Raw genomic sequence first — 19,084 nt, 5'->3', positions numbered from 1 at the left:
GCGTCACGCCGTGGCGAACCACTCCTCGGCGAGCGAGGACAGCGTCCCCCCGGCGGGTACCCGCAGTTCCCGCATGTACCAGGGAAGGTTGCTGTACACGTGCAGCAGCGTGTACGCGAGGAGCCGGTCCGGTTCGAAGGCGCGGCCGTACGCATCGGTGAGCCGGGCGAGCAGTTTCGGGTCGCCCCGGGTGACGAACAGGCCGACCCCGACGAAGTCGTACGCGCGGTCCCCGATCATGGCGGGTTCGAAGTCGAAGAGTCCGGTCAGGCGCCATCCGTCGGGATCGACGAGGAAGTGCTGCTGCATGATCTCGGTGTGCAGCAGGGAACGGTGCGGGTCGCGGGGCAGCGGAACCGAGGCGAGGAACTCCGGGATCTGCTCCAGCCACTCGGCCGGCAGTCCGCGCCTGCGCTGCTGCTCCACGGTCTCCTCGCGCCGACGGTCCAGGAAGGCGCCCCAGTCGCCGGGGCCGAGGACGTCCGCGAGGGGGCCGGGGTCGAGGGAGTGCAGAACCGCGAGGGTCTCGCCGATCTCGGCGACGATCCGTTCGCGGTCGGCCCGTGGCACGCGGTCCCAGGAACGGGCCAGGTTCTCGCCGCGAAGTCGGGACATCAGGACGTACCGCCAGCCGTTCTCGTACGCCCCGGCCTCACGGACCTGCGGCGTCTCCACGGGCAGCTTCCCCTGGAGGTGGAACAGGACGCGGCCCTCGGCGACACCGTCCTGGGCAGCGGCGCCGGGGAACAGTTTGAGGACGTGCTCGTCACCCACCGCGTAGACCGGCTGCGTTCCTTCGGAGAAACGGGTCAGCGGCTCACCGGCCAGCCCGAGGCGCGCGCAGAGGTCCTCCACCCCGGGCCGCATCACCGTCTCGTCGGGGACGATCGCGTCCCATTGTTCGTCCGTTTCCACCGGGGGCAGCATGATCGAGACCGTAGGCCGCCCCACCGGGGGAGGCAACACAGTTTCCCGCACGCCTCCCGTCCGATGTCCTGCGCCTGCTGTCGGTTCGCCCGGCACCCGGCGAGCCGTGCCGCCCGCCCGGTGTCCCGCGCCCGGCGCCCTGTGCCCGGCGCTGTTCGCCCGATGGCGTCCGGCGGTGCCCCGCCGTTCAGCCGATGTGTTCCCTGCGGCGGTGGGAGTGGGCCGGGTACACGCCGAGGATGCGCACCTCGGACGAGAAGAAACGCAGTTCGTGGAGGGCGAGTTCGACGCGGGTTTCGTCGGGGTGCCCCTCGATCTCGACGTAGAAGCGGCTGGCGTTCAGCCCGGCGCCCATCTGGTAACTCTCGATCTTGGTGAGGTTCACCGCGCTGCTCGCGAATCCGCCGAGTGCCTTGAAGAGGGCGCTGGGGATGTTCCGCACACTGAAGAAGAGGCTGGTCATCGTCGGTTCGCCGGTGTTCGGCGCGAAAACGGAATCCCGCGAGAGGACGACGAACCGGGTGGTGTTCTCCGGGTCGTCCTCGACCTGCGACCGCAGCACTTCCAGGCCGTAGAGCTCCGCCGCGGCCGGCGGGGCGAGCGCCGCGTGCCGGGGATCGCCCAGCTCCGCCACCTCGCGGGCCGCCCCCGCCGTGTCGTCGCTCACGAGGGTGCGCCAGCCGCCCTCGCGCAGGACCTTCCGGCACTGCCCCAGGGCGTGCACATGGCTGCGTACGCACTCCACCCCGTCGAACGTCGCGCCGGGAACTCCCATGAGGTCGAAGCGGATGGCGAGGAAGTGCTCGGCGATGACGAACAGCCCCGACTCGGGCAGCAGTTGATGCACGTCCGCGACGCGTCCGGCCGCAGAGTTGTCCACCGGGATCACCGCCACGTCGGCCATGCCGAGCGTCACGGCGTCCAGGGCCTGCTCGAAGCTCGTGCAGGCCAGCTCGCGTCCCTCGGGATACAGGGTGCGGGCAGCGGTCGCCGAGTTGGACCCGGGCTCACCTTGGTATGCGACGGTCGTCACCGTGTTTGGCCTTCCGCTGTTGTGAAGTGTGTCGCCGGGTGGAAGAAGGTCCACCGCAAGCCGTATGTGCTGCACGTAGCAGTATCGAGCAGTACCGGTGCGTTCCCCGGGGTCGAGGAATGCGGGGACGACGGCTGACGCCGTTGCCCGCGCGACGGCACACCGGCCGGTTCCGCCCGGATCGCCCCTCGCCGACGCGGTGTCCGCCATTACGCCGTAATAGGTCCTGGTATTACGCCGTAATAGGTTCCGGCCCCGTCCCGGGAGGGTTCCGCCTCCGGGCCCCGGCCGCGGGGCGAGTGCCCCCGGCGCCCGGTCGGGCGACAGGAGCGTCCACCCCGGTGCGTGTCCGACTGCTCGTCAAGTCCCCATTCTTATCGCATTTTTGGCTCTGTTCGCCTCCCAACGTTCCTGTGACATCGGCTTTTCCGTACGCCAGGTTCGATCACGGCGGCAAGGGCGGCCTCGGACACGGTCTCGGGCACGGCCTCGGGCACGGCCTCGGCCGCCGGGCGAACCACGGCCCGGCCGTCTGGTCTCCCCCGCTTGCCCCGGCCGGTCCGACTCGGGGCTTTTGCCATGCCTCCATACCGAGTACGACCAACATCATTTACTTTAAGCTCACTTGGGATCACAACTCGGAGAAATTTCCTCTGTCAGGAGCTCAAATATGTCTGTTCCGGAAGGCGCCTACGCCGTCCAGTTCACGTTCACGGCCTACGCCGAGGGGGTCGAGATCGGCACCACCTTCGAGATCCCGCTCAGCGCCTCCCCGTCCCAGCTGCCGCACGAGGACGCTGCGGCACAGGCCGCCGCCGATGCCTACAGAGCCGGCATCGCCGCCGCCTATCCGGCCGTGACGGTGTACGCGAACCGCGTCTACCTGTGCCGCCAGTACGGCGATGCCTGGCCTGCGCCTTCCGCCGAAGGCGAAGCTTCCTCCTGACCACGCCCGCAGGCCCCGCCCCCGTGCACCATCACGGGGGCGGGGCCTGCGGAGTCGGCGGTCCGCCGCGAGGGGGCGTTCCGGCGGTCAGGGGCGTGGCTCGGGCTCCGCGGCCGGTCCAGGGGCGGCCGTGGCGGTCACCGCGCGCAGGGCGAGTTCCCGGCTCCTGCGGACGTGGAGGAGGGTGATCGCCCCTGCGGCGTCGGCGTCCCCGGCGGCGATGCGTTCATACATCTCGCCGTGCTGCGCCCGCATGGGGGCGGGTTCCGTGTTCAGGCCGAACAGCAGCCGCAGCTGACCGCTCAACCGCTGCATGAGCTGGGCGAGCAACGGGTTGTCGGCGAGGGCCACGACCCCGTCGTGGAAGGCGGTGCCTGCGTCGTTCTCCCGTGTCCGGTCCCCGACGGAGGCCGCGGCCTCCGCCTGTTCCAGCACGGCCCGCAGATCCTCCAGGATGCCGGGCCCGGCGGGGCCGGCGAGGGCCACTCGACGGGCCGCGAGACGGGACGCCTGGATGGCCAGGGGTTCCCACACGTCGTACAGGTGCTCCACGTCGGCGCGCTCCAGCCGACGCACCCGCACACCGCTGTGCGGCAGCAGGTCGAGCAGCCCTTCCTCCACCAGGGCCCGCAGCGCCTCCCGCACCGGTACCCGCGACATCCGGAGTTCCTCGGCGATCTCGCGCTCCACCACCCGGGTGCCCTGGGCGTAGCTGCCGTCGATGATGCGGTCCCTGACGGCCCGGCGCGCGACCTCGCTCAGCGGTGTGCGCGCCGTCGGGGCGGACGGCTGTTCTCCGCCTTCCTTCCGGCCGGTGCTTGCCGTCACGTGTGCCGTCCTCCCTGTGCCTTCCTGCCCTGTCCCGGTACGTGCGCGGCGTCGGGGCGGCGCGGTCACCGGGCGTCCCGTCACCCTATGCGTGAGGCGGGGCGACGGAACGCCATCGGGGCTGGAAGGGGGCCCTCAGACCAGTCGGCCGTCCCGGGCGACCACCCGTCCGCCGTGCACCACCATGTCGCGGGTGGGCATGTCCACCACGACCTGCGGCAGGCATTCGGCGCGCAGCAGGACGAAGTCGGCCGGCGAGCCCGGGGAGAGGTCGGCGCGGGGCAGCCGCATGACGTCGGAGCCACCGTGCGCACCGGCCTCGTAACAAGCGATCAGTTCCTTGTCGAGGCGCACGTCCGTGACCCAGCCGAGCAGATGGGTCCGGTGGAACATGTCCGCGTTGCCGAAGGGGCTCCAGGAGTCGCGGACCCCGTCGGAGCCGAGCCCGACCCGCACGCCGTGCTCGCGCAGCTTCTCGATCGGCAGGACCAGCGACGGGCTCGGCGCCACGGTGGTCAGGGCGATGTCCAGCTCGCTCAGGTCCGCGGCCGTCCTCGCCAGTTCGGCGTCGGAGAGGCCGGGCAGGCAGAAGACGTGACTGACGGTCACCTTGCCCTTCAGCGACAGCGCCCGGGTGCGGTCGATGATGGCGCGCAGCACCGTCAGGCCCGTCTCGCCCCGGTCGTGGAGGTGGATGTCGACGCCGACGCCGTACTGGTCCGCGAGGCCGAAGAGCAGGTCCAGCTGCTCGTCCATGGCGTGGTCGAAGCTGATCGGGTCGAGTCCGCCGACCATGTCGACGAGTCCGCTGCGGGCGGCCTCCTTGAGCAGTTCCGCGGTGCCGGGGGTGCGGATGACGCCGTGCTGCGGGAAGGCCACGATCTGTACGTCGAGCGCGTGCTTGAGCCGTTCGCGCGCCTGCCCCACGCCTTCCACGGAGGCCAGGCCGTAGGCCGGGGCGATGTCGGCGTGCGCCCGCATGGCCCGCGTGCCGCGGGTCACGGCGTGCGACATGAGCGCGTACGCCCGCTCGGACACCGGGCGGCGCTGGCTGCGGAACAACTCAGCGTCCTGCTGGGCGAGTTCGGCGATGGTGTCGGCCGGCTTGCGCGACACCCATTCACCGCCCCACGTCGTCTTGTCGGGGTGGATATGCGCGTCGACCAGGGACGGCAGGACGACGCGGCCACCGCCGTCGATCACCTTGGCACCCCTGGGGGCCCGGTCACGCGTGATGCATCCCTCGACGACCGTGAGGTCCACCGGCTTCGCCGCGCCCAGGGGCCGTACGTCCCGGAAGACGACCGCGTCGCGGTGCGCGTCCCGGGAGGCCCTGCGGGAGTCGGCCGCGGCCGACGACATGCCCGCGGACATGGCGACACCGGTACCGGCCAGGGAGGCGGCACCGGCGAGGACACCGCGTCGGGACATCGGGGAGGGAGGGGGCGTCATGGGGCTCCTTCGGCTTGGGGTGGACAGCGGGGCGGTGCCGCATTGCGGGTCGTCCGGGCCGTCCAGGTCGCCCGGGTAACTCGATGCGGACCGGGATCCAGTTTGTATACCAAAGCAAGAAGCGAGACAAGGCCTCCGGGATTCAGTCGGGATGCACATCCACTTTTCTCCCTGTTCATTCCCAGCATGACACCTATTGGTATACGAAGTGAAGCCCAGAGCCCGGCTCGCCTCCACCTGGCCAGTACGACCGCGCTCCGCTCCTGCTGGCGGCCACCGGCGACCACGTCCGGACCGCCCAGATCCTCGTGGCCGCCGGTGCCGACCCGGACGCCCTGGACCAGCAGCACGACACGCCCTGGCTGGTGACGGACGTGACCGGCAGCGCCGCCATGGCCCGGACCCTCGCGGCGGCCGACCCGGACTACACCATCGTCAACCGGTACGGCGGCACCTCCCTCGTCCCGGCCGGGGAACACGGCCATGTCGCCTACGTCCGGGAGGTCACCACCCATCCGGACATCGACCTCGACGTCAACCACGTCAACGGCCTCGGCTGGACCGCCCTGGTGGAGGCCGTCATCCTCGGCGACGGCGGAACCGACCACCAGAAGACCGTGCGACTCCTCCTGGACGCGGGCGCCGACCCCGACATCGAGGACAGGACCGGGACGACCGCACTCCAGCACGCCCGCCGACGCGGCCAGGACGAGGTCGCCCGCCTGCTGAGCGGATGAGCCGACGGCAAGGACGGCAGAGGCAGCGGAGACGGCGGGGCCGTCAGGGGTGCGGATCGGTCAGGACCAACCGGTCACCGGTCACCGGTCACCGGTCGCCAGTCACCGGGCGTCAGTGTGCGGCGACCGTCATCTCGAACGAGTACCGCGAGGCACGGTACAGATGGGAGCCGCGCTCGACCGGGCTGCCCGAACTGTCGTACGCGGTACGGGTCATGGTCAGCAGGGTCGCGCCGCGCGCCTCGTCGAGGAGCCTGGCCTCGGCGGCGGTGGCGCGGCGTGCGCCGATGGTCTGCGTGGCGCTCCTCAGATCCGTACCGGACCGGCGGATCAGCTGGTACAAACCGTTTCGGACGAGTGCTTCCCCGGTCAGTTCCAGCAGACCGGCCGGCAGATGGTTGCGGAGCAGGGCGATGGGCTCGTCGTCGGCGAACCGCAGGCGCTCGACGGCCACCACGTCGGCGCCCTCGTCCACCCGCAGCGCGGCGGCGATGTCGTGGTCGGCGGGGACGGTCTTCAGGGAGAGGACCTCGGTACGCGGACGGCGTCCGTCCCGTTCGAGGTCCTCGTGGAGGCTGGTGAGTTCGACCTGGCGGCGGATGCGGTTGGTGACCACCTGCGTGCCGACCCCGCGCTTGCGGGCCAGGAGCCCCTTGTCGACGAGGTGCTGCATGGCCTGGCGCATGGTCGGGCGTGAGAGGCCGAGCTCGTCCGCCATGGCGATCTCGTTGCTCAGCCGCGTACCGGGCGGCAGCACCCCGGTCTCGATGAGCTCCTGCAACTGCTGCGCGACCTGGAAGTACAGCGGTACGGGACTGCCCCGGTCGATGGTGATCAGCTTCGTGAACGGCTCCACGTCACCCCTCCTGGGACTGCTGCCGACGGATGCAAGTATGTCTCAGACCATGCTAGCTACATACGTCTTTATGTCCTAACAAATGGATCGCCTGACGGAAGAGACGGGAAGGACGGAAGAGGTGGGCAAGGACCGGGAAGGGCGCCTTGTCCTCACGGCCGTTCGGGCTTCCGGGCCAGGAAGGTGGCGACCCTCCTCTTCGCTCCCGCGTCGGGTTCCTGCACGAGTCGCGCGGTGACGACGAGTCCGGCCCGGCCGAGCATCCCGGCGATGTCGTCCACCGGCAGCAGATGGGATTCGTAGGACACGGGGTGGCCGCCGTACGCCTGTACCGGTCGCAGGCACTCGCCGTCCCCCACGTGACCGGCCAGCATCAGATGACCGCCGGGCGCGAGCGCGCGGTGGAACTCGGCGTACACGATCGGCAGCGACTCCGGGGGCGTGTGGTGCGTGGAGTAGTACGCCAGGATGCCGCCGAGTTCGTCGTCCCCGATCGGGGACGCGGCCATCGACCCCACCGTGAAGCTCAGGTCCGGATGCGCCCGCCGGGCGAGCTCGATCATCCTCGGGGACAGGTCGATGCCGGACACGGGCACGCCCAGGCCCGCCAGATGCGCCGTGACCAGGCCGGGCCCGCATCCCATGTCCACGACCGGCCCGCGGCCGGCATCCCGCAGGAGTTCGGCGAACGTGGCCAGCATCGCGCGTGACAACGGATCCAGCTCCGCCGGGGTCTTGACGAGTGCCGTGTAGTCGGCGGCGACGGTGTCGTACGACTCCCGGACCGCGGCGAGGTAGGAGGGTTCGGTCACGCGGGCGACTCTAGAGGAGAGCACCGACAGGCCGACGGCCGCCACTGCGGCCCTCGTGCTGATCGGAAGGCCGATCCCGGTCAGCACCGTCACCGCACCGCCACCGCACAGCCCGTCGGCCGCTCCCCCGCACCACCCGCACCACCCGCAATGCCGCTGCTGCCGGTACCGGCAGCAGCGGCATTGCGGATTGCCGTGCCTGCCGTGCGACTCAGGCGGGCAGGGAGGCGAGCCAGTCGGTCAGGATCCGGTTGACGTCCTCGTACCGCTCCTGCTGGATCCAGTGGCCGCAGCCGTCGAGGACGTGCGAGGAGACCAGGCCGGGCAGGGTGGTGGGGTACGCCCGGATCGCGTCGGCCAGCCAGGTCGTGGAGGCGTCCAGCGCCCCGCCGAGGAACAGGGACGGCTGGGTGAGGGGCCGGCCCCGGAAGTCGGCGAGGTCCTCCCAGTCCCGGTCCATGTTCCGGTAGCGGTTGAGTGCTCCGCTCATGCCTGTCCGTTCGAACTCCCCGGCGTAGAAGTCGAGATCGTCCTCGCCGAGCCAGGCGGGCAGTCCGCCGACGGGGAACCGGTCGCGCAGCGTTCCGTCGCGGCCCGCGAAGTGCGGGTCCGGTGCGCCGGGGGCGGGCATCGTGTCGGCGGAGAAAGCGGCGTAGAAGCCCGCGAGCCAGCCGCGGACGTCCGGTTCGATCTCGGCCTCCGCCCGGCCGGGCTCCTGGAAACGGGAAATGTAGAACTCCTCGTCCCCGCCCCCGCCCATCCGCGCGAAGATCTCGCTGGGCCGTGGGCCGCCGGGCGGTGCGTAGGGCACGCTCAGCAGGCCGACCGCGCGGAAGACGTCCGGCCGGAGGAGGGCGGAGTGCGCGGCGACGGCCGAGCCCCAGTCGTGCCCGACGACCACCGCGTTCCGCTCCCCGAGCGCGTGCACCACGGCGACGGCGTCCTCGACCAGTTCGAGCATCCGGTACGCGGCCACCTCCTCGGGCCCGGAGGAACGCCCGTAGCCGCGGACGTCCACGGCGACCGCGCGGTATCCGGCCGCGGCCAGCACCGGCAGCTGGTGGCGCCAGGAGTACCAGGACTCCGGGAATCCGTGCACCAGCAACACCATTGGCCCGGCGCCCTGTTCCACCAGATGGATCCGTCCGGCGGGCGAGGCGACCAGCCGGTGCGTGACGTCCGTGGCCCGGGTGGTCTGTGGCATGAGTCCTCCGTGTGGTGTCGGTCGGTCCGCCGTGCGCCGGGACGCCGCCCGAAGGCCGGAAGAGACGGCCCCGGAGCCGGGTGGCGCGGGCGGGGTTGCGGGACGGGCTGCGGCCCGGACCGCGATCATGCGCCGGGCACGAGGACCGTCGCGAGTTCTGTTGCCGCTTCGGCAAACCGTGCTCACCACATGCACGGCTTCGGGAAACAACGGCATCGGCCCTCCCGGCCTCGGCGGAGGTGTGGCTATTCGGGCAGCGATCTGTCCTGGACGACGTTCTTCATGACAAGGGTCGACGTCAGGCGCTGGACGCCGGGCAGCCGGGCGAGCCGCTGGTCGTAGAGCTGCTGGAAGGCGGCCAGATCCGTGGTGGCGACGCGCAGGAGGTAGTCGGGTTCGCCGAACAGGCGCTGAGCCTGCAGCACGTGGGGGACGGCAGCCACAGCTTCTTCGAAGGCCGTGACGGTGTCGGCGTCCTCCCACCGGAGGGTGACGAACACGAGGGCCTCGAAGTTCAGACCGACGGCGGCCGGGTCGACGACGGCCCGGTAGCCGCGGATCGCCCCCTCGCGTTCGAGATCGCGCAGTCGGCGATGGCACGGTGAGACGCTGAGCTTCACACGAGCGGCCAGCTCGGTGACGGTGAGACGGCCCTCCGCCGCCCTGGTCGTCACCCGCATCAGCGGTGCCATGATGATCGCCATCGGGGCCTTTCTGCTGGTGGAACGCCTGGCCGGCTGAGGAACCCGGCCGCTGCGCCCCGCCGTCGTGGTCGACGTGGTGGCAGCGCCCTTCCCCGGGGCCGATGCGCGCCACCCGGGCGACCGGCTCCGCCCCTCCCCCTCCCCCACGCCGTGCCTCCTGCCGGGTCGCCCGCCCGAACCGCGGTGCGCAGCGCCAGGACCGCTTAGCCTGCGGCCATGGATCTCTTCTCGCGCTCCTGGACGGCGTTGCGCACAGCGGTCGCCGAGCTGTCGGACGAGGACTTCGCGCGGCCGTCCGGCTGTACCGGCTGGCTCGTGCGGGACCTGGTGTGCCACCTGGTCATCGACGCCCAGGACGTCCTGATCACCCTCGCCACCCCCGCCGGAACGGAACCGACCCGGGACGCGGTGACCTACTGGGAGGTCACCGGGGAACCACCGACCGGCGACGACCCGCTCGACGCGCTGACCGTCCGTCTGGCCGCCGCGTACCAGGAGCCGTGGCTGCTCAGGTTCCACCTCGACGACGTCGGTTCCGCCGCCGGGCGCGCCGCCGGGCTCGCGGACCCCGCGGCCCGGGTCGGCACCCGTGACGAGGTCCTCACCACGGGCGAGTACCTCTGCGCGTACGTCCTGGAGTGGACGCTGCACCACCTGGATCTGATCGCGCACCTCCCAAACGCCGCAAAGCCGCCCGCCGAGGGGCTCGCCCGGTCCCGCGAGATGCTGGAGAGGATCGCCGGTGCGGCGTTCCCCCCGTCGTTCTCCGACCGGGACGCGCTGCTGATCGGCACCGGGCGGCGCGCTCCGAGCGGGGCGGAGGAGGCCGAACTGGGTGAACTGGCCGCTCAACTCCCGTTCGTCCTCGGCTGAGCGGCCCTTCGGCCGGTCGGCTCTTCGGGCGTACGGCCGGTCGGCCTTCGGGTGTCCGGTCGGCCGGTCCCGCCCGCCAGGCGCGGGAGGCTCGGCCCTACTGTGTGATCATGTATTCATCCCCTCAAATCAGACGTGTGGGCAAGGCGCTCGTCGTGACGGTGATCGCCACGGCCGTATCCCATCTGCTCCTGTCCGACGGTCTGTCGATGTCCCTGTGGAGCCAGGCGTCGGCGAACATGGGCGGGGCGGCCGCGGACACGGGGGACCAGGCGTTCACCGCGGCGGTGGTCAACACCCTGCTGGCCATGCCGCTGGTGCTGTGGATCGGCATGAGGCTGCTGCGGGAACGCCGGGTGTACCCGATGGTCCTCATGGGCGCCATCGGTTGGTTCTTCACCGTCGGCCACGGCATCGACCTCGTCGACGACCGGATCGGCGCCCTGCTCCCCCTCTGGTCCCTGGCCGCGTTCGCCGCGGTCACCTGCCTGTCCTCGCTCCTCCTCACCCCCCGCCCGCGCACGAACCGATGAACCGGGCCGGCTGAACCACCCCGCCGACCTGCCGGGCCTCTCCTTTCGGGGAAGGAGAGGAGCATGGTCGTGGGGCCGACGGCGGGCGGTGTCAGTGGGGGGTGGTACCCATGGACCCATGAATGTCGATCACGCCGCCCCTGCCGAACTGGAGGCGCTCCGCACCGCCTTCGACGCCGACTCGTGCGCACCGCCCCTGGGATGGGACGCGGTGCACGCCTTCGAGGCCGAGCACGGGATCGTGCTGCCCGAGCCGTACCGGACGTTCGTCGCGGAGATCTGCGACGGGTTCTCCTCGGGGCCGCCGTACTACGGGCTCGTCGCCCTGGCCGAGATGCCCAGGGACTGGGGGAACGGCCGCCCCGAGCGTGTGCTGGCCAAGCCCTTTCCGCTGACCGGCGCGTGGGTGTGGGAGGGGGAGGAGGACGATCCGCGGCCCGAGGAGGAGATCGAAGCGGTTCTGGAGCAGGTCTTCGACCACGGCTCGATCGTGCTGGGCACCGACGGATGCGGCATGTACTGGCATCTCGTCGTCACCGGGCCCCACCGCGGGCACATCTGGAACATCAGCGGCGAGGGCGCCGTGCCCTTCGGCGCCGAGTTCGGCCACACCACGTCGGCACCCGGCTTCGCCGGATGGGTCGCGCACTGGGCCGCCCACAAGGACTGGTACGACGCGGGGTGAGGCAGGGCCTTTCGAGGCGCGGCGTGTCGTGGCATGCCGCAACATGCCGTGGCATCGCGAAGACGTGGGCGAGGGAATGGAGCAGCAGTGGGCACAACACCGGGAACGACGAAGCTCGAACGGGTCGTCCCTACGACGCACGGCGTCGACGAGCGGATCGACTGGAGCGAGGTCGAGGAGATCTGGGGCACCCGGTTCCCGGCCGACTACGTCGCCTTCATGAAGACGTACGGGGCGGGCCAACTCAGCCAGGACATCGGCATACTGCTGCCGGTTCCCCGGTCCGACGCCTATTCGGACGGGTCCGGTCTGCGGCAGGAGACCGCGAACGCCCGTGGCACCTGGGAGATGTGCGGCGGCAGAACGGCCCTCGACGTGGACCCGGACTCCATCCTGGCCTGGGGCGTCACCAGCGGCGCGGACATCTACTGCTGGCTGACCACGGGCGACGACCCCGACCGGTGGCCCGTGCTCGTGTGCGGGCGGCACACGGCTCCCCTCTTCCAGGTCCACCCCTTCGGGATGGCGGAGTTCCTGCACCGGCTGATCACCGATGAGGAGTTCCAGGAGGAGACGATCAGCGTCGTCCTGCCGAAGGAGCCTTCGTTCACCAACTGGCGTGAACAGAAACGGCGTTGGGAGGCGGGTCTCGATCCTTCCACCGGAGAGCCCTGGTAGTGGCCGGGCGACGGGACGCGGGACGTACCGTCGCCCGGCCCTCGGGCTCCTCGCCGCCTCACGTCGCGTTCAGGGCCACCGTCGGGTGGAGGCGGGAGGCGCGGATCGCCGGGTAGAGGCCCGCGACCACACCGATCAGAAGAGTGGCGGCCAGGCCGCCCACCAGGGACCGGGGCGGAACCACCGCCGTCCACCCCTGGAACCGCGCGAAGCCGTACGTGGCCGCCGCGCCCAGCAGCGCGCCCGTCGCCCCGCCCAGCGCCGAGAGCAGCAGCGACTCGGTCAGGAACTGGAGCCGGATCGCACCCCGGGTCGCGCCCAGCGCGCGGCGCAGACCGATCTCCTGGCGGCGCTCCAGGACGGAGATGACCATGGTGTTGGCGACGCCCACCCCGCCGACCAGGAGGGCCACCGCGCCCAGACCGAGCATCAGGTTCGTCAGGCCCTCGTCGGTGGCGGCCTTGGCGGCCAGCGCGTCCGAGGGGCGGGAGACCTTGATGCCCCCTTCTTGCCCGGGGCTGATGGTGCGGGCCAGGATCGCCCGTACGTCCTCCACCGAGGCGTCCGTGGAGCGCTCGAAGACGGTGGTGGGGTGGCCGTCGAAGCCGAAGTGGCGTTCGGCGGCGGGGAATCCGACCATGGCCACCCGGTCCAGGTTGGGGACCAGTTCGAGCGGTTTCAGGATGCCGACGACGACCACGCGCGTCTCGTTCATCATGATCGTCTCGCCGGTGCGGGTGATGCCCAGGCGGTCCGCCGCCACCGCGCCGAGGACCGTGGTCGGGAGGCGCTCGCGGGCCGGGTCCAGCCAGACGCCCTTGTGCACCTCGCCGCCGAGCGCGGACAGCAGGTCGCGGCGGACCGCCTGGGCGGTGACGCCCGCGGTGCGTTCCTCGGGGACCACGTCGCTGCGGCGGATGCGGGCGTCGATGTCGGCGGTGGCCGTGGCGTGCTGCACCGGACCGATCCGCTCGACCATCGCGACCGCGTTCTCGGGAAGTCGGACCTCCTCCCCCAAGGCATCCTTGCCCGCCTCGGCGGTGAGGAGGTTGGTGCCGAGGCGGTCGAGCCGGGCCATCAGGTCCGCGCGGCTCGACTCGGACAGGCCGACGACCGCGACCATGGTCGCGATGCCGATGGCGATGCCGAGCGCCGAGAGCACCACGCGCGCACGGCGCGCGCGGAGGCCGACCGCGCCGACGCGGAGGATGTCGCGGGGCGAGAGGCGGGAGGGCCTGAGATCGTTCCTCACGGTCCGCCCTCCTCTGTGCGGGAGGCGGGACGCGTACCCGAACCCGCGCCTCGGCCTCCGCCGAACTCTGCATCCGCGCCTCGACCGCCACCGGAACCCGGACCGAAACCCCTACCCGTACCCGTACCGAAACCCGTACCCGTACCCGTACCCGGACCGGAACACATCGTGGAGCGCGTGTCCGAGACGATCTCGCCGTCCCTGAAGCGGACCCGGCGCGGCAGCGCGTGCGCGATCTCGTTGTCGTGGGTGATCACGCAGACGGTGGTGCCGGAGGCGTTCAGCTCGTGCAGCAGCTCCATGACGATCTCGCCGGACGCGGTGTCCAGCGCCCCGGTCGGTTCGTCCGCCAGCAGCAGCCTGGGGTTCCCCACCAGCGCGCGGGCGATGGCCACGCGTTGTTTCTCGCCGCCGGACAGTTCGTTCGGCGTGTGCGAGCAGCGGTGGTCCAGTCGCACCCTGGCCAGCGCCTCCCGGGCCCGCGTGCGGCGCTCCCTCGGCGGTACGCCCGCGTACAGCAGCCCGTCGGCGACGTTGTCCACCGCGTCGCGGCCCGCCGCCAGGTGGAAGTGCTGGAACACGAAGCCGATGTGGCGGGCGCGCAGTGCGGAGAGCCGGGAGTCGGAGAGCCCGGCCACGTCGTAGCCGGCGACCCTGACGGTGCCCGTGGTGGGCCTGTCGAGGGTGCCCATGATGTTGAGCATCGTGGACTTGCCGGAGCCGGACGGGCCGACGACGGCGAGCAGTTCGCCCGCCTCGACGGTGAGGTCCACGCCGCGCAGGGCGTGGACGCCGCCGGGGTACGACTTGGTGGCGTCCCGCAGTTCGACCACGGGGGGTGCCGTCATGACTTCGCCACCCCGACCTTCAGCCCCTCGCGCAGGTCCGGGCCGCTGACCTCGATCTGCCCGTCGGCGGTCATGCCCGTCTCGACCCGAACCATCCTCGACGTGGTGCCCCGGACGATCTGGAGGCCGTAGCCGCCGTTCTCGCCGCGCAGCGCGACGACCGCCTCGACGGGTACCGCGAGGACGCCCTCGCGCGCCTCGCTGACGAACTTCACGCTCGCCGGTGCCTTGGGGTCCTCGCCGGACGCGGCCTTCGCCCCGCTCTCCAGTACGACCTCGACGGTGATGCCCTCCTCGGCGCCCGCGCCGGCGGACCCGGACTCCTCCGGGCGTACCGTCCCCGCGACTTTGCCGGCCACGGTCCGCCCGCTCGGCAGGGTGACCTCGACCCTGGTGCCGGACGAGGTGAGCGGGCCGTCGGTCTGGTCCAGCTGTGCCCGTACGACGGGTTTGGTGGAGGCGACCGTCAGGACCGGCCCGTCGGGGCCCACCTGGTCGGCGAGCGCCGCGTCGGCGGAGACCACCTTGACCGGTCCCGGCTGGAAGACGACGTCGCCCCTGCCGACCCGGCCGGTGGTGTCGCGATTGAGGGACTTCTGCCACCGCTTGACGGCGGCCTCGGTGTCCTTGCCGTACCAGACGTCGACGTACAGCCCCGCCCCGTATCCCAAGTCGCGCAGGTTGCGCTCCAGTTGGAGTACGTCGCTGCCCCGGTCGCCGGTCTTCATCTCGCGGAACATCGGGACCGGCCCGTAAAGGAGGGTGACGGGTTTGTCGTTCAGCTCGTACAGCGCCTGCCCCGCGGTCAGCGTCCTTCCCTCGGTGGCGGCCACCGTGACGGTGCCCTCGACGGCGGACTTGACCGGGCGGCGCTGCGCGAAGTCGAGTCTGCCGTCGACCGTCTTGGACTGCACGAGGTCGGTGCGTACGACGGTCGTGGTGGCGGGTGGCAGGTCGCCGTTCCTCGCCGGGGTGCCCGTGTCGCCGCCGTCGCCGAGGAGCAGGACGCCCCCGGTGACGGCGACGGCGGCGGTCGCAGCGCCGAGCGCGCGGAGAGTGGTGCCGCGCTTCACTGCATGCCGTCCAGACCGTCGAGCAGCTTCGGCGCGCACGTCTCGCGGGCCTTCTTGTACGTGGGCGAGTTCGGGTCGATGACCGGGGACCCCGGGTTCGGGTCGCCGCCCGGCTGGGCGTTGCCGCCGCTCATGGTCGGATTGGTGAACCGGGAGACGCCGTTGTCGCGCATGCACTTGGCGTGCGCGAGCATCGACTCGTAGGACTTCTGCTGGTCGCGTTCGGGCTCGGCCGTCATGGCGGCCTGCAGCTCGGGCACGCAGACGCCGTTCCTGCCGCCCTTGATGCCCTCGTTGCGGCCGGGCTGGGCGCCGATCTCGTTGATCTTGTCCCAGTCGAGGTACCCGCTGAGCCTGGGGTCGGGGAAGTCCTTGTAACCGCCCTTGGCACGCATGCACTGGACGTACTTCAGCTGGGCGTCGTAGAAGGCGCTCTTGCCGGCGGGCGGGGCGCTCGGCCCGCTGTCGTCCTTCACGGTGCCGGTGGCCGGTGCGTCCGGTACGTCGGCGATCGCGGTGTCCTTCTTGTCCGCACCGCCGGAGTCACCGCCTCCGCAGGCGGCGGAGAGGACGAGGAGGGGCAGGGCCACGAGGGTGACCGTGCGCAGCCGGGCGGTGGGGCGGGAGTTCGTGTCGAGGAAGCTCATGCGTCCCACGCTCGCCGCCGTGGATGATGGCCCGTCCATGGCCACATGATGGGAACGTAACAATGCCTCCGACCTGTGTGTCCGTCCCCGTCCGGAGTGGGGAAACGGTTGCGGCGCGCCCATAATCGGCCCATGCCGCATGTACTGCTCATCGAGGACGACGCGTCCGTACGGGACGGGATGGAGCTCGTGCTGCGCCGGCACGGGTACGGCGTGGAAACCGCCGCCACCGGCGAGCGGGCCCTCGCCCTGCTGGACGGCCCGGACGGCCGGAGGGTCGAACTGGCCGTGCTGGACCTGATGCTGCCCGGCATGGACGGCTTCGAGGTGTGCCGCCGGATCCGGGCCAGGACCGCCACCCTGCCGATCATCATGCTGACCGCGCGCGGCGACGACCACGACATCGTGACGGGCCTGGAGGCGGGCGCCGACGACTACGTGGTCAAGCCGGTCACCGCACCCGTGCTGGAGGCCCGCATCCGGGCCGCGCTGCGCCGCGTGGAGCCGTCGGCGCGCCGGGACCCGGACGCCGATCTCGCCGGGCTGGTGATCGACCGCGCCGGGCTGACCGTCACCAAGAACGGCACTCCCGTCCCGCTGCCGCCCACCGAGCTGCGGCTGCTGCTGGAACTCTCGGCCTCCCCCGGCCGGGTCCTCAGCCGCGAACAGCTCCTCGAATCGGTGTGGGACCACACCTTCCTGGGCGATTCCCGGCTGGTGGACGCGGCGGTCGGGCGGCTGCGGGCCAAGCTGGAGGACGTACCGGCCAAGCCCCGGTACGTGCAGACGGTGCGGGGCTTCGGCTACCGCTTCGGGCCGCTGTGAAGCGTACGGACGGCGGCAGGGACGGTGGCGTCCCGAAGCGGCACCGTCGGCGGTTCACCGGCGGGCTGCGTGTGCGGCTCGTCGTCACCTTCGTCGTCGTCGCCCTCGTCAGCGCGGCGACCGCGACCGCCCTCGCCTACCGGGACGCGCGCACCGCCGTCCTCCAGCGCACCCAGAACGCGGCCGTGAACGACTTCCGGGCACAGGTCGGCACGGTGGCCGCCGACTTCGACCTGCCGCCCGACCAGGAGTCGCTGTCCCGGTTCGCGGTGAAGGTGTCGGAGCGTGTCGGCGGGAAGATCGTGGTCGCCCGCTACCAGGACCTGTCCGCCGTCTCCGACTCGTTCGCCGACACGAAGTCCCGGATCACCGTCGAGCTGCGCGCCGCCGTCATGGCCGGTGGCGGCGCCGGGTTCCAGCGGGTGCGGTGGCAGGACCGGCCCTACCTGGTCGTCGGCACGCCCGTGACGTTCGCCGACGGGGACCGCCGCGCCTCCGGTCTGGAGGTCTACTCGATCACCGATCTGCGGGCGGAGAGCGAGGACACGGCCGCTCTGCTCGACTCCGTACGGGCCGGCATCGTGCCGGTGGTGCTGCTGGTCGCCGTCCTGGCACTGCTGGCGGCGGGGACGGTCCTGCGTCCGGTGCGGAAGCTGGGCCGGGCCACTCGCGAGCTGGCGGCCGGAGACCTCGGCAGCCGGGTCGCCGTCACCGGGCACGACGAACTCGCCGACCTGGCACGGACGTTCAACGAGACCGCCGATGCCCTCCAGGCCTCCGACGCGGAGCTGCGCGAGCAGGAGGCGAAGGCGCGCCGTTTCGTGGCGGACGTGTCGCACGAACTGCGCACGCCTCTCGCGGCGATGACGATGGTGGCGACCGTCCTGGAGGAGGACGCCGACCAGCTGCCGCCGGACGCGGCGCGGGCGGCCCGGACCGTCGGCGCGGAGACGGCACGGCTGTCCCGGCTGGTCGAGGACCTGATGGAGATCTCCCGCTTCGACGCCAAGGCGGTACGGCTGAACGCGGCCGAGACCGACCTCGCCGACACCGTACGGGCCTCGCTGGCACTGCGCGGCTGGACGGACCGGGTGCAAACGGACCTCCGCGAGGACGTACGGGCGGTGGTCGACCGGCGCCGGATCGACGTGATCGTGGCGAACCTGGTGGGCAACGCGCTGCGGCACGGCGCCCCGCCGGTCACCGTGACCCTCGGGACGTCCCGGGCGGCGGACGGCGACTGGGTGGTCCTGTCCGTCGCCGATCACGGCCCCGGGCTGCCGCCCGAAGCGCGGGAGCGGGTCTTCGACCGGTTCTACAAGGCGGACGCGGCCCGCACGCGCGGTGCGGCCGACGACAGCGGACAGGGCAGCGGCCTCGGTACGGCGATCGCGCTGGAGAATGCCCGGCTGCACGGCGGCACGATCGAGGTGGCCGACGGGGTCGAAGGGTCCGATGGGACCGGGGTGACCGACAGGGCTGGTGGGGGTGATGGGGGTGGTTGGGCCGATGAGACCAACGAGGCTGGTGGGGCGAACGAGACCGACGCTGCCGACGAGACCGACGCTGTCGAGGGGGCCCACGGGACGCGGCGCGGCGCGGTGTTCACGCTGCGGCTGCCCCTGCGGCGTACGGGAGAGGAGACGGAGTGAGGATGCGACCGGTGGGAGCGGCCGCCGTGTTGGGGGTCGTCCTGGTGGGGTGCGGAGTCCAGCCGACCGGGGTGATAGACGCGGGCGAACCCGCGTCCGGGCTGACGCGCGGCATGCGGCTGTACTACGCGTCCGCCGACGGGCTGCGCGCGGTGCCCCTGATCGACAAGGAGGTCGACGACCTCGCCGGGGTGCTGAAGCTGCTCGCTCAGGAGCCCCCCGAGGGGCTCATCTCCCTCGTCCAGCTCGACGGCTACTCCGCGACCGGTTCGGGCAGCCGGGTCACGGTCCACATCGACGGCCCCTACGGCGGCTCGGGGCGCGACCAGGGCACGGGCCAGGTGGTGTGCACGCTGGCGCGCGCCCAGTCCGTGCTCGACCCGAAGGTCGGGGCCGATGACGTGGAGGTCACCCTGCGGCCGTCCGAGGGTGCCGTGCTGGGCCCCTACCGGTGTGCGGATTTCCTCAACAGATGAGCGGGCGGGCGAGTTCGCGGCGACGGGCCGTGCTCCCGCCCCT

20 protein-coding genes and 1 pseudogene are annotated in these 19,084 nt (G+C 71.7%); 9 read left to right on the top strand and 12 right to left on the bottom strand.

Annotation, left to right across the window (positions count from 1 at the left end):
- Window positions 1-3: 3 nt before the first annotated feature.
- A complete protein-coding gene (locus tag ACWCXX_RS21455; RefSeq protein ID WP_451129497.1) occupies window positions 4-927 on the bottom strand; it encodes a phosphotransferase family protein in 924 nt (307 codons plus the stop codon).
- A gap of 187 nt (window positions 928-1,114) precedes the next feature.
- A complete protein-coding gene (locus tag ACWCXX_RS21450) occupies window positions 1,115-1,960 on the bottom strand; it encodes a prephenate dehydratase (protein WP_451129495.1) in 846 nt (281 codons plus the stop codon).
- 670 nt (window positions 1,961-2,630) lie between these two features.
- On the opposite strand from ACWCXX_RS21450, the gene ACWCXX_RS21445 reads away from it, so the two are divergent.
- Window positions 2,631-2,906: a hypothetical protein gene (locus tag ACWCXX_RS21445; protein WP_451129493.1), complete on the top strand. Its 276-nt coding sequence runs from the start codon at window positions 2,631-2,633 to the stop codon at window positions 2,904-2,906.
- An 87-nt stretch (window positions 2,907-2,993) separates the two neighbouring features.
- Here the strand turns inward: ACWCXX_RS21445 and ACWCXX_RS21440 are convergent, their stop codons facing one another.
- Entirely contained in the window at window positions 2,994-3,734 is a 741-nt protein-coding gene (locus tag ACWCXX_RS21440) for a GntR family transcriptional regulator (protein ID WP_451129491.1), read from the bottom strand.
- Between the two features lie 135 nt (window positions 3,735-3,869).
- The gene (locus ACWCXX_RS21435; RefSeq protein ID WP_451129539.1) at window positions 3,870-5,096 is read right to left on the bottom strand and encodes an amidohydrolase; all 1,227 of its coding nucleotides are present in this window, start codon (window positions 5,094-5,096) and stop codon (window positions 3,870-3,872) included.
- A 341-nt stretch (window positions 5,097-5,437) separates the two neighbouring features.
- Between ACWCXX_RS21435 and ACWCXX_RS21430 the strand changes: the two are divergent.
- Window positions 5,438-5,923, top strand: a pseudogene (locus tag ACWCXX_RS21430) (ankyrin repeat domain-containing protein); the annotation flags it as partial.
- Window positions 5,924-6,035: 112 nt separating this feature from the next.
- Here the strand turns inward: ACWCXX_RS21430 and ACWCXX_RS21425 are convergent.
- From ACWCXX_RS21425 to ACWCXX_RS21410, 4 genes are all read right to left on the bottom strand, one after another.
- A complete protein-coding gene (locus tag ACWCXX_RS21425; RefSeq protein WP_451129489.1) occupies window positions 6,036-6,779 on the bottom strand; it encodes a GntR family transcriptional regulator in 744 nt (247 codons plus the stop codon).
- A gap of 152 nt (window positions 6,780-6,931) precedes the next feature.
- Entirely contained in the window at window positions 6,932-7,591 is a 660-nt protein-coding gene (locus ACWCXX_RS21420) for a class I SAM-dependent methyltransferase (RefSeq protein WP_451129487.1), read from the bottom strand.
- Between the two features lie 211 nt (window positions 7,592-7,802).
- Window positions 7,803-8,795 (bottom strand): alpha/beta fold hydrolase, encoded by a 993-nt coding sequence (locus ACWCXX_RS21415; RefSeq protein ID WP_451129485.1) that lies wholly within the window; start codon window positions 8,793-8,795, stop codon window positions 7,803-7,805.
- A 245-nt stretch (window positions 8,796-9,040) separates the two neighbouring features.
- Entirely contained in the window at window positions 9,041-9,499 is a 459-nt protein-coding gene (locus ACWCXX_RS21410; RefSeq protein ID WP_451129483.1) for an Lrp/AsnC family transcriptional regulator, read from the bottom strand.
- A 216-nt stretch (window positions 9,500-9,715) separates the two neighbouring features.
- Here ACWCXX_RS21410 and ACWCXX_RS21405 point away from each other — a divergent pair, with 216 nt between their 5' ends.
- The 4 genes from ACWCXX_RS21405 (at window position 9,716) to ACWCXX_RS21390 (ending at window position 12,268) form a co-directional block, all read left to right on the top strand.
- Window positions 9,716-10,372, top strand: a complete 657-nt coding sequence (locus ACWCXX_RS21405) for a maleylpyruvate isomerase N-terminal domain-containing protein (RefSeq protein ID WP_451129481.1) — start codon at window positions 9,716-9,718, stop codon at window positions 10,370-10,372.
- Between the two features lie 137 nt (window positions 10,373-10,509).
- Complete coding sequence (locus ACWCXX_RS21400; protein WP_451129479.1) at window positions 10,510-10,905, top strand: hypothetical protein; 396 nt, start codon at window positions 10,510-10,512, stop codon at window positions 10,903-10,905.
- A 118-nt stretch (window positions 10,906-11,023) separates the two neighbouring features.
- On the top strand, window positions 11,024-11,590 hold the full coding sequence (locus ACWCXX_RS21395) for an SMI1/KNR4 family protein (RefSeq protein ID WP_451129477.1): 567 nt from the start codon (window positions 11,024-11,026) through the stop codon (window positions 11,588-11,590).
- Between the two features lie 87 nt (window positions 11,591-11,677).
- Window positions 11,678-12,268 carry an SMI1/KNR4 family protein gene (locus tag ACWCXX_RS21390; RefSeq protein ID WP_451129475.1) on the top strand — a complete coding sequence of 197 codons (591 nt, stop codon included), beginning with the start codon at window positions 11,678-11,680 and terminating at the stop codon, window positions 12,266-12,268.
- Between the two features lie 58 nt (window positions 12,269-12,326).
- Here the strand turns inward: ACWCXX_RS21390 and ACWCXX_RS21385 are convergent, their stop codons facing one another.
- Genes ACWCXX_RS21385 through ACWCXX_RS21370 form a run of 4 tightly spaced genes read right to left on the bottom strand, consistent with a single transcriptional unit; the run spans window position 12,327 to window position 16,088 of the window.
- Window positions 12,327-13,520 carry an ABC transporter permease gene (locus ACWCXX_RS21385; RefSeq protein WP_451129473.1) on the bottom strand — a complete coding sequence of 398 codons (1,194 nt, stop codon included), beginning with the start codon at window positions 13,518-13,520 and terminating at the stop codon, window positions 12,327-12,329.
- On the bottom strand, window positions 13,517-14,368 hold the full coding sequence (locus ACWCXX_RS21380; protein ID WP_451129471.1) for an ABC transporter ATP-binding protein: 852 nt from the start codon (window positions 14,366-14,368) through the stop codon (window positions 13,517-13,519). The genes ACWCXX_RS21385 and ACWCXX_RS21380 overlap by 4 nt, the downstream gene beginning before the upstream one ends.
- Entirely contained in the window at window positions 14,365-15,441 is a 1,077-nt protein-coding gene (locus ACWCXX_RS21375; protein ID WP_451129469.1) for a peptidoglycan-binding protein, read from the bottom strand. The genes ACWCXX_RS21380 and ACWCXX_RS21375 overlap by 4 nt, the downstream gene beginning before the upstream one ends.
- Window positions 15,438-16,088 (bottom strand): hypothetical protein, encoded by a 651-nt coding sequence (locus ACWCXX_RS21370; RefSeq protein ID WP_451129467.1) that lies wholly within the window; start codon window positions 16,086-16,088, stop codon window positions 15,438-15,440. The genes ACWCXX_RS21375 and ACWCXX_RS21370 overlap by 4 nt, the downstream gene beginning before the upstream one ends.
- Window positions 16,089-16,220: 132 nt before the next feature.
- Between ACWCXX_RS21370 and ACWCXX_RS21365 the strand changes: the two genes are divergently transcribed.
- Genes ACWCXX_RS21365 through ACWCXX_RS21355 form a run of 3 tightly spaced genes read left to right on the top strand, consistent with a single transcriptional unit; the run spans window position 16,221 to window position 19,041 of the window.
- On the top strand, window positions 16,221-16,913 hold the full coding sequence (locus ACWCXX_RS21365) for a response regulator (RefSeq protein WP_451129465.1): 693 nt from the start codon (window positions 16,221-16,223) through the stop codon (window positions 16,911-16,913).
- Window positions 16,910-18,565: an ATP-binding protein gene (locus ACWCXX_RS21360; protein ID WP_451129463.1), complete on the top strand. Its 1,656-nt coding sequence runs from the start codon at window positions 16,910-16,912 to the stop codon at window positions 18,563-18,565. The genes ACWCXX_RS21365 and ACWCXX_RS21360 overlap by 4 nt, the downstream gene beginning before the upstream one ends.
- Window positions 18,566-18,567: 2 nt before the next feature.
- The gene (locus tag ACWCXX_RS21355) at window positions 18,568-19,041 is read left to right on the top strand and encodes a GerMN domain-containing protein (protein ID WP_451129537.1); all 474 of its coding nucleotides are present in this window, start codon (window positions 18,568-18,570) and stop codon (window positions 19,039-19,041) included.
- Window positions 19,042-19,084: the final 43 nt, after the last annotated feature.

The sequence above is a fragment of the Streptomyces sp. NPDC001732 genome, from assembly GCF_053596315.1.
This window is presented reverse-complemented; position numbering and strand designations above follow the sequence as displayed.

What these genes read in the sequence shown, in the direction of transcription:
- ACWCXX_RS21455 (WP_451129497.1), bottom strand. Translation starts at nt 927, where the DNA reads ATGCTGCCCCCGGTGGAAACGGACGAACAATGGGACGCGATCGTCCCC.
- ACWCXX_RS21445 (WP_451129493.1), top strand. Translation starts at nt 2,631, where the DNA reads ATGTCTGTTCCGGAAGGCGCCTACGCCGTCCAGTTCACGTTCACGGCC.
- ACWCXX_RS21435 (WP_451129539.1), bottom strand. Translation starts at nt 5,096, where the DNA reads ATGTCGTCGGCCGCGGCCGACTCCCGCAGGGCCTCCCGGGACGCGCAC.
- ACWCXX_RS21415 (WP_451129485.1), bottom strand. Translation starts at nt 8,795, where the DNA reads ATGCCACAGACCACCCGGGCCACGGACGTCACGCACCGGCTGGTCGCC.
- ACWCXX_RS21410 (WP_451129483.1), bottom strand. Translation starts at nt 9,499, where the DNA reads ATGGCGATCATCATGGCACCGCTGATGCGGGTGACGACCAGGGCGGCG.
- ACWCXX_RS21405 (WP_451129481.1), top strand. Translation starts at nt 9,716, where the DNA reads ATGGATCTCTTCTCGCGCTCCTGGACGGCGTTGCGCACAGCGGTCGCC.
- ACWCXX_RS21395 (WP_451129477.1), top strand. Translation starts at nt 11,024, where the DNA reads ATGAATGTCGATCACGCCGCCCCTGCCGAACTGGAGGCGCTCCGCACC.
- ACWCXX_RS21380 (WP_451129471.1), bottom strand. Translation starts at nt 14,368, where the DNA reads ATGACGGCACCCCCCGTGGTCGAACTGCGGGACGCCACCAAGTCGTAC.
- ACWCXX_RS21370 (WP_451129467.1), bottom strand. Translation starts at nt 16,088, where the DNA reads ATGAGCTTCCTCGACACGAACTCCCGCCCCACCGCCCGGCTGCGCACG.
- ACWCXX_RS21365 (WP_451129465.1), top strand. Translation starts at nt 16,221, where the DNA reads ATGCCGCATGTACTGCTCATCGAGGACGACGCGTCCGTACGGGACGGG.
- ACWCXX_RS21355 (WP_451129537.1), top strand. Translation starts at nt 18,568, where the DNA reads ATGCGACCGGTGGGAGCGGCCGCCGTGTTGGGGGTCGTCCTGGTGGGG.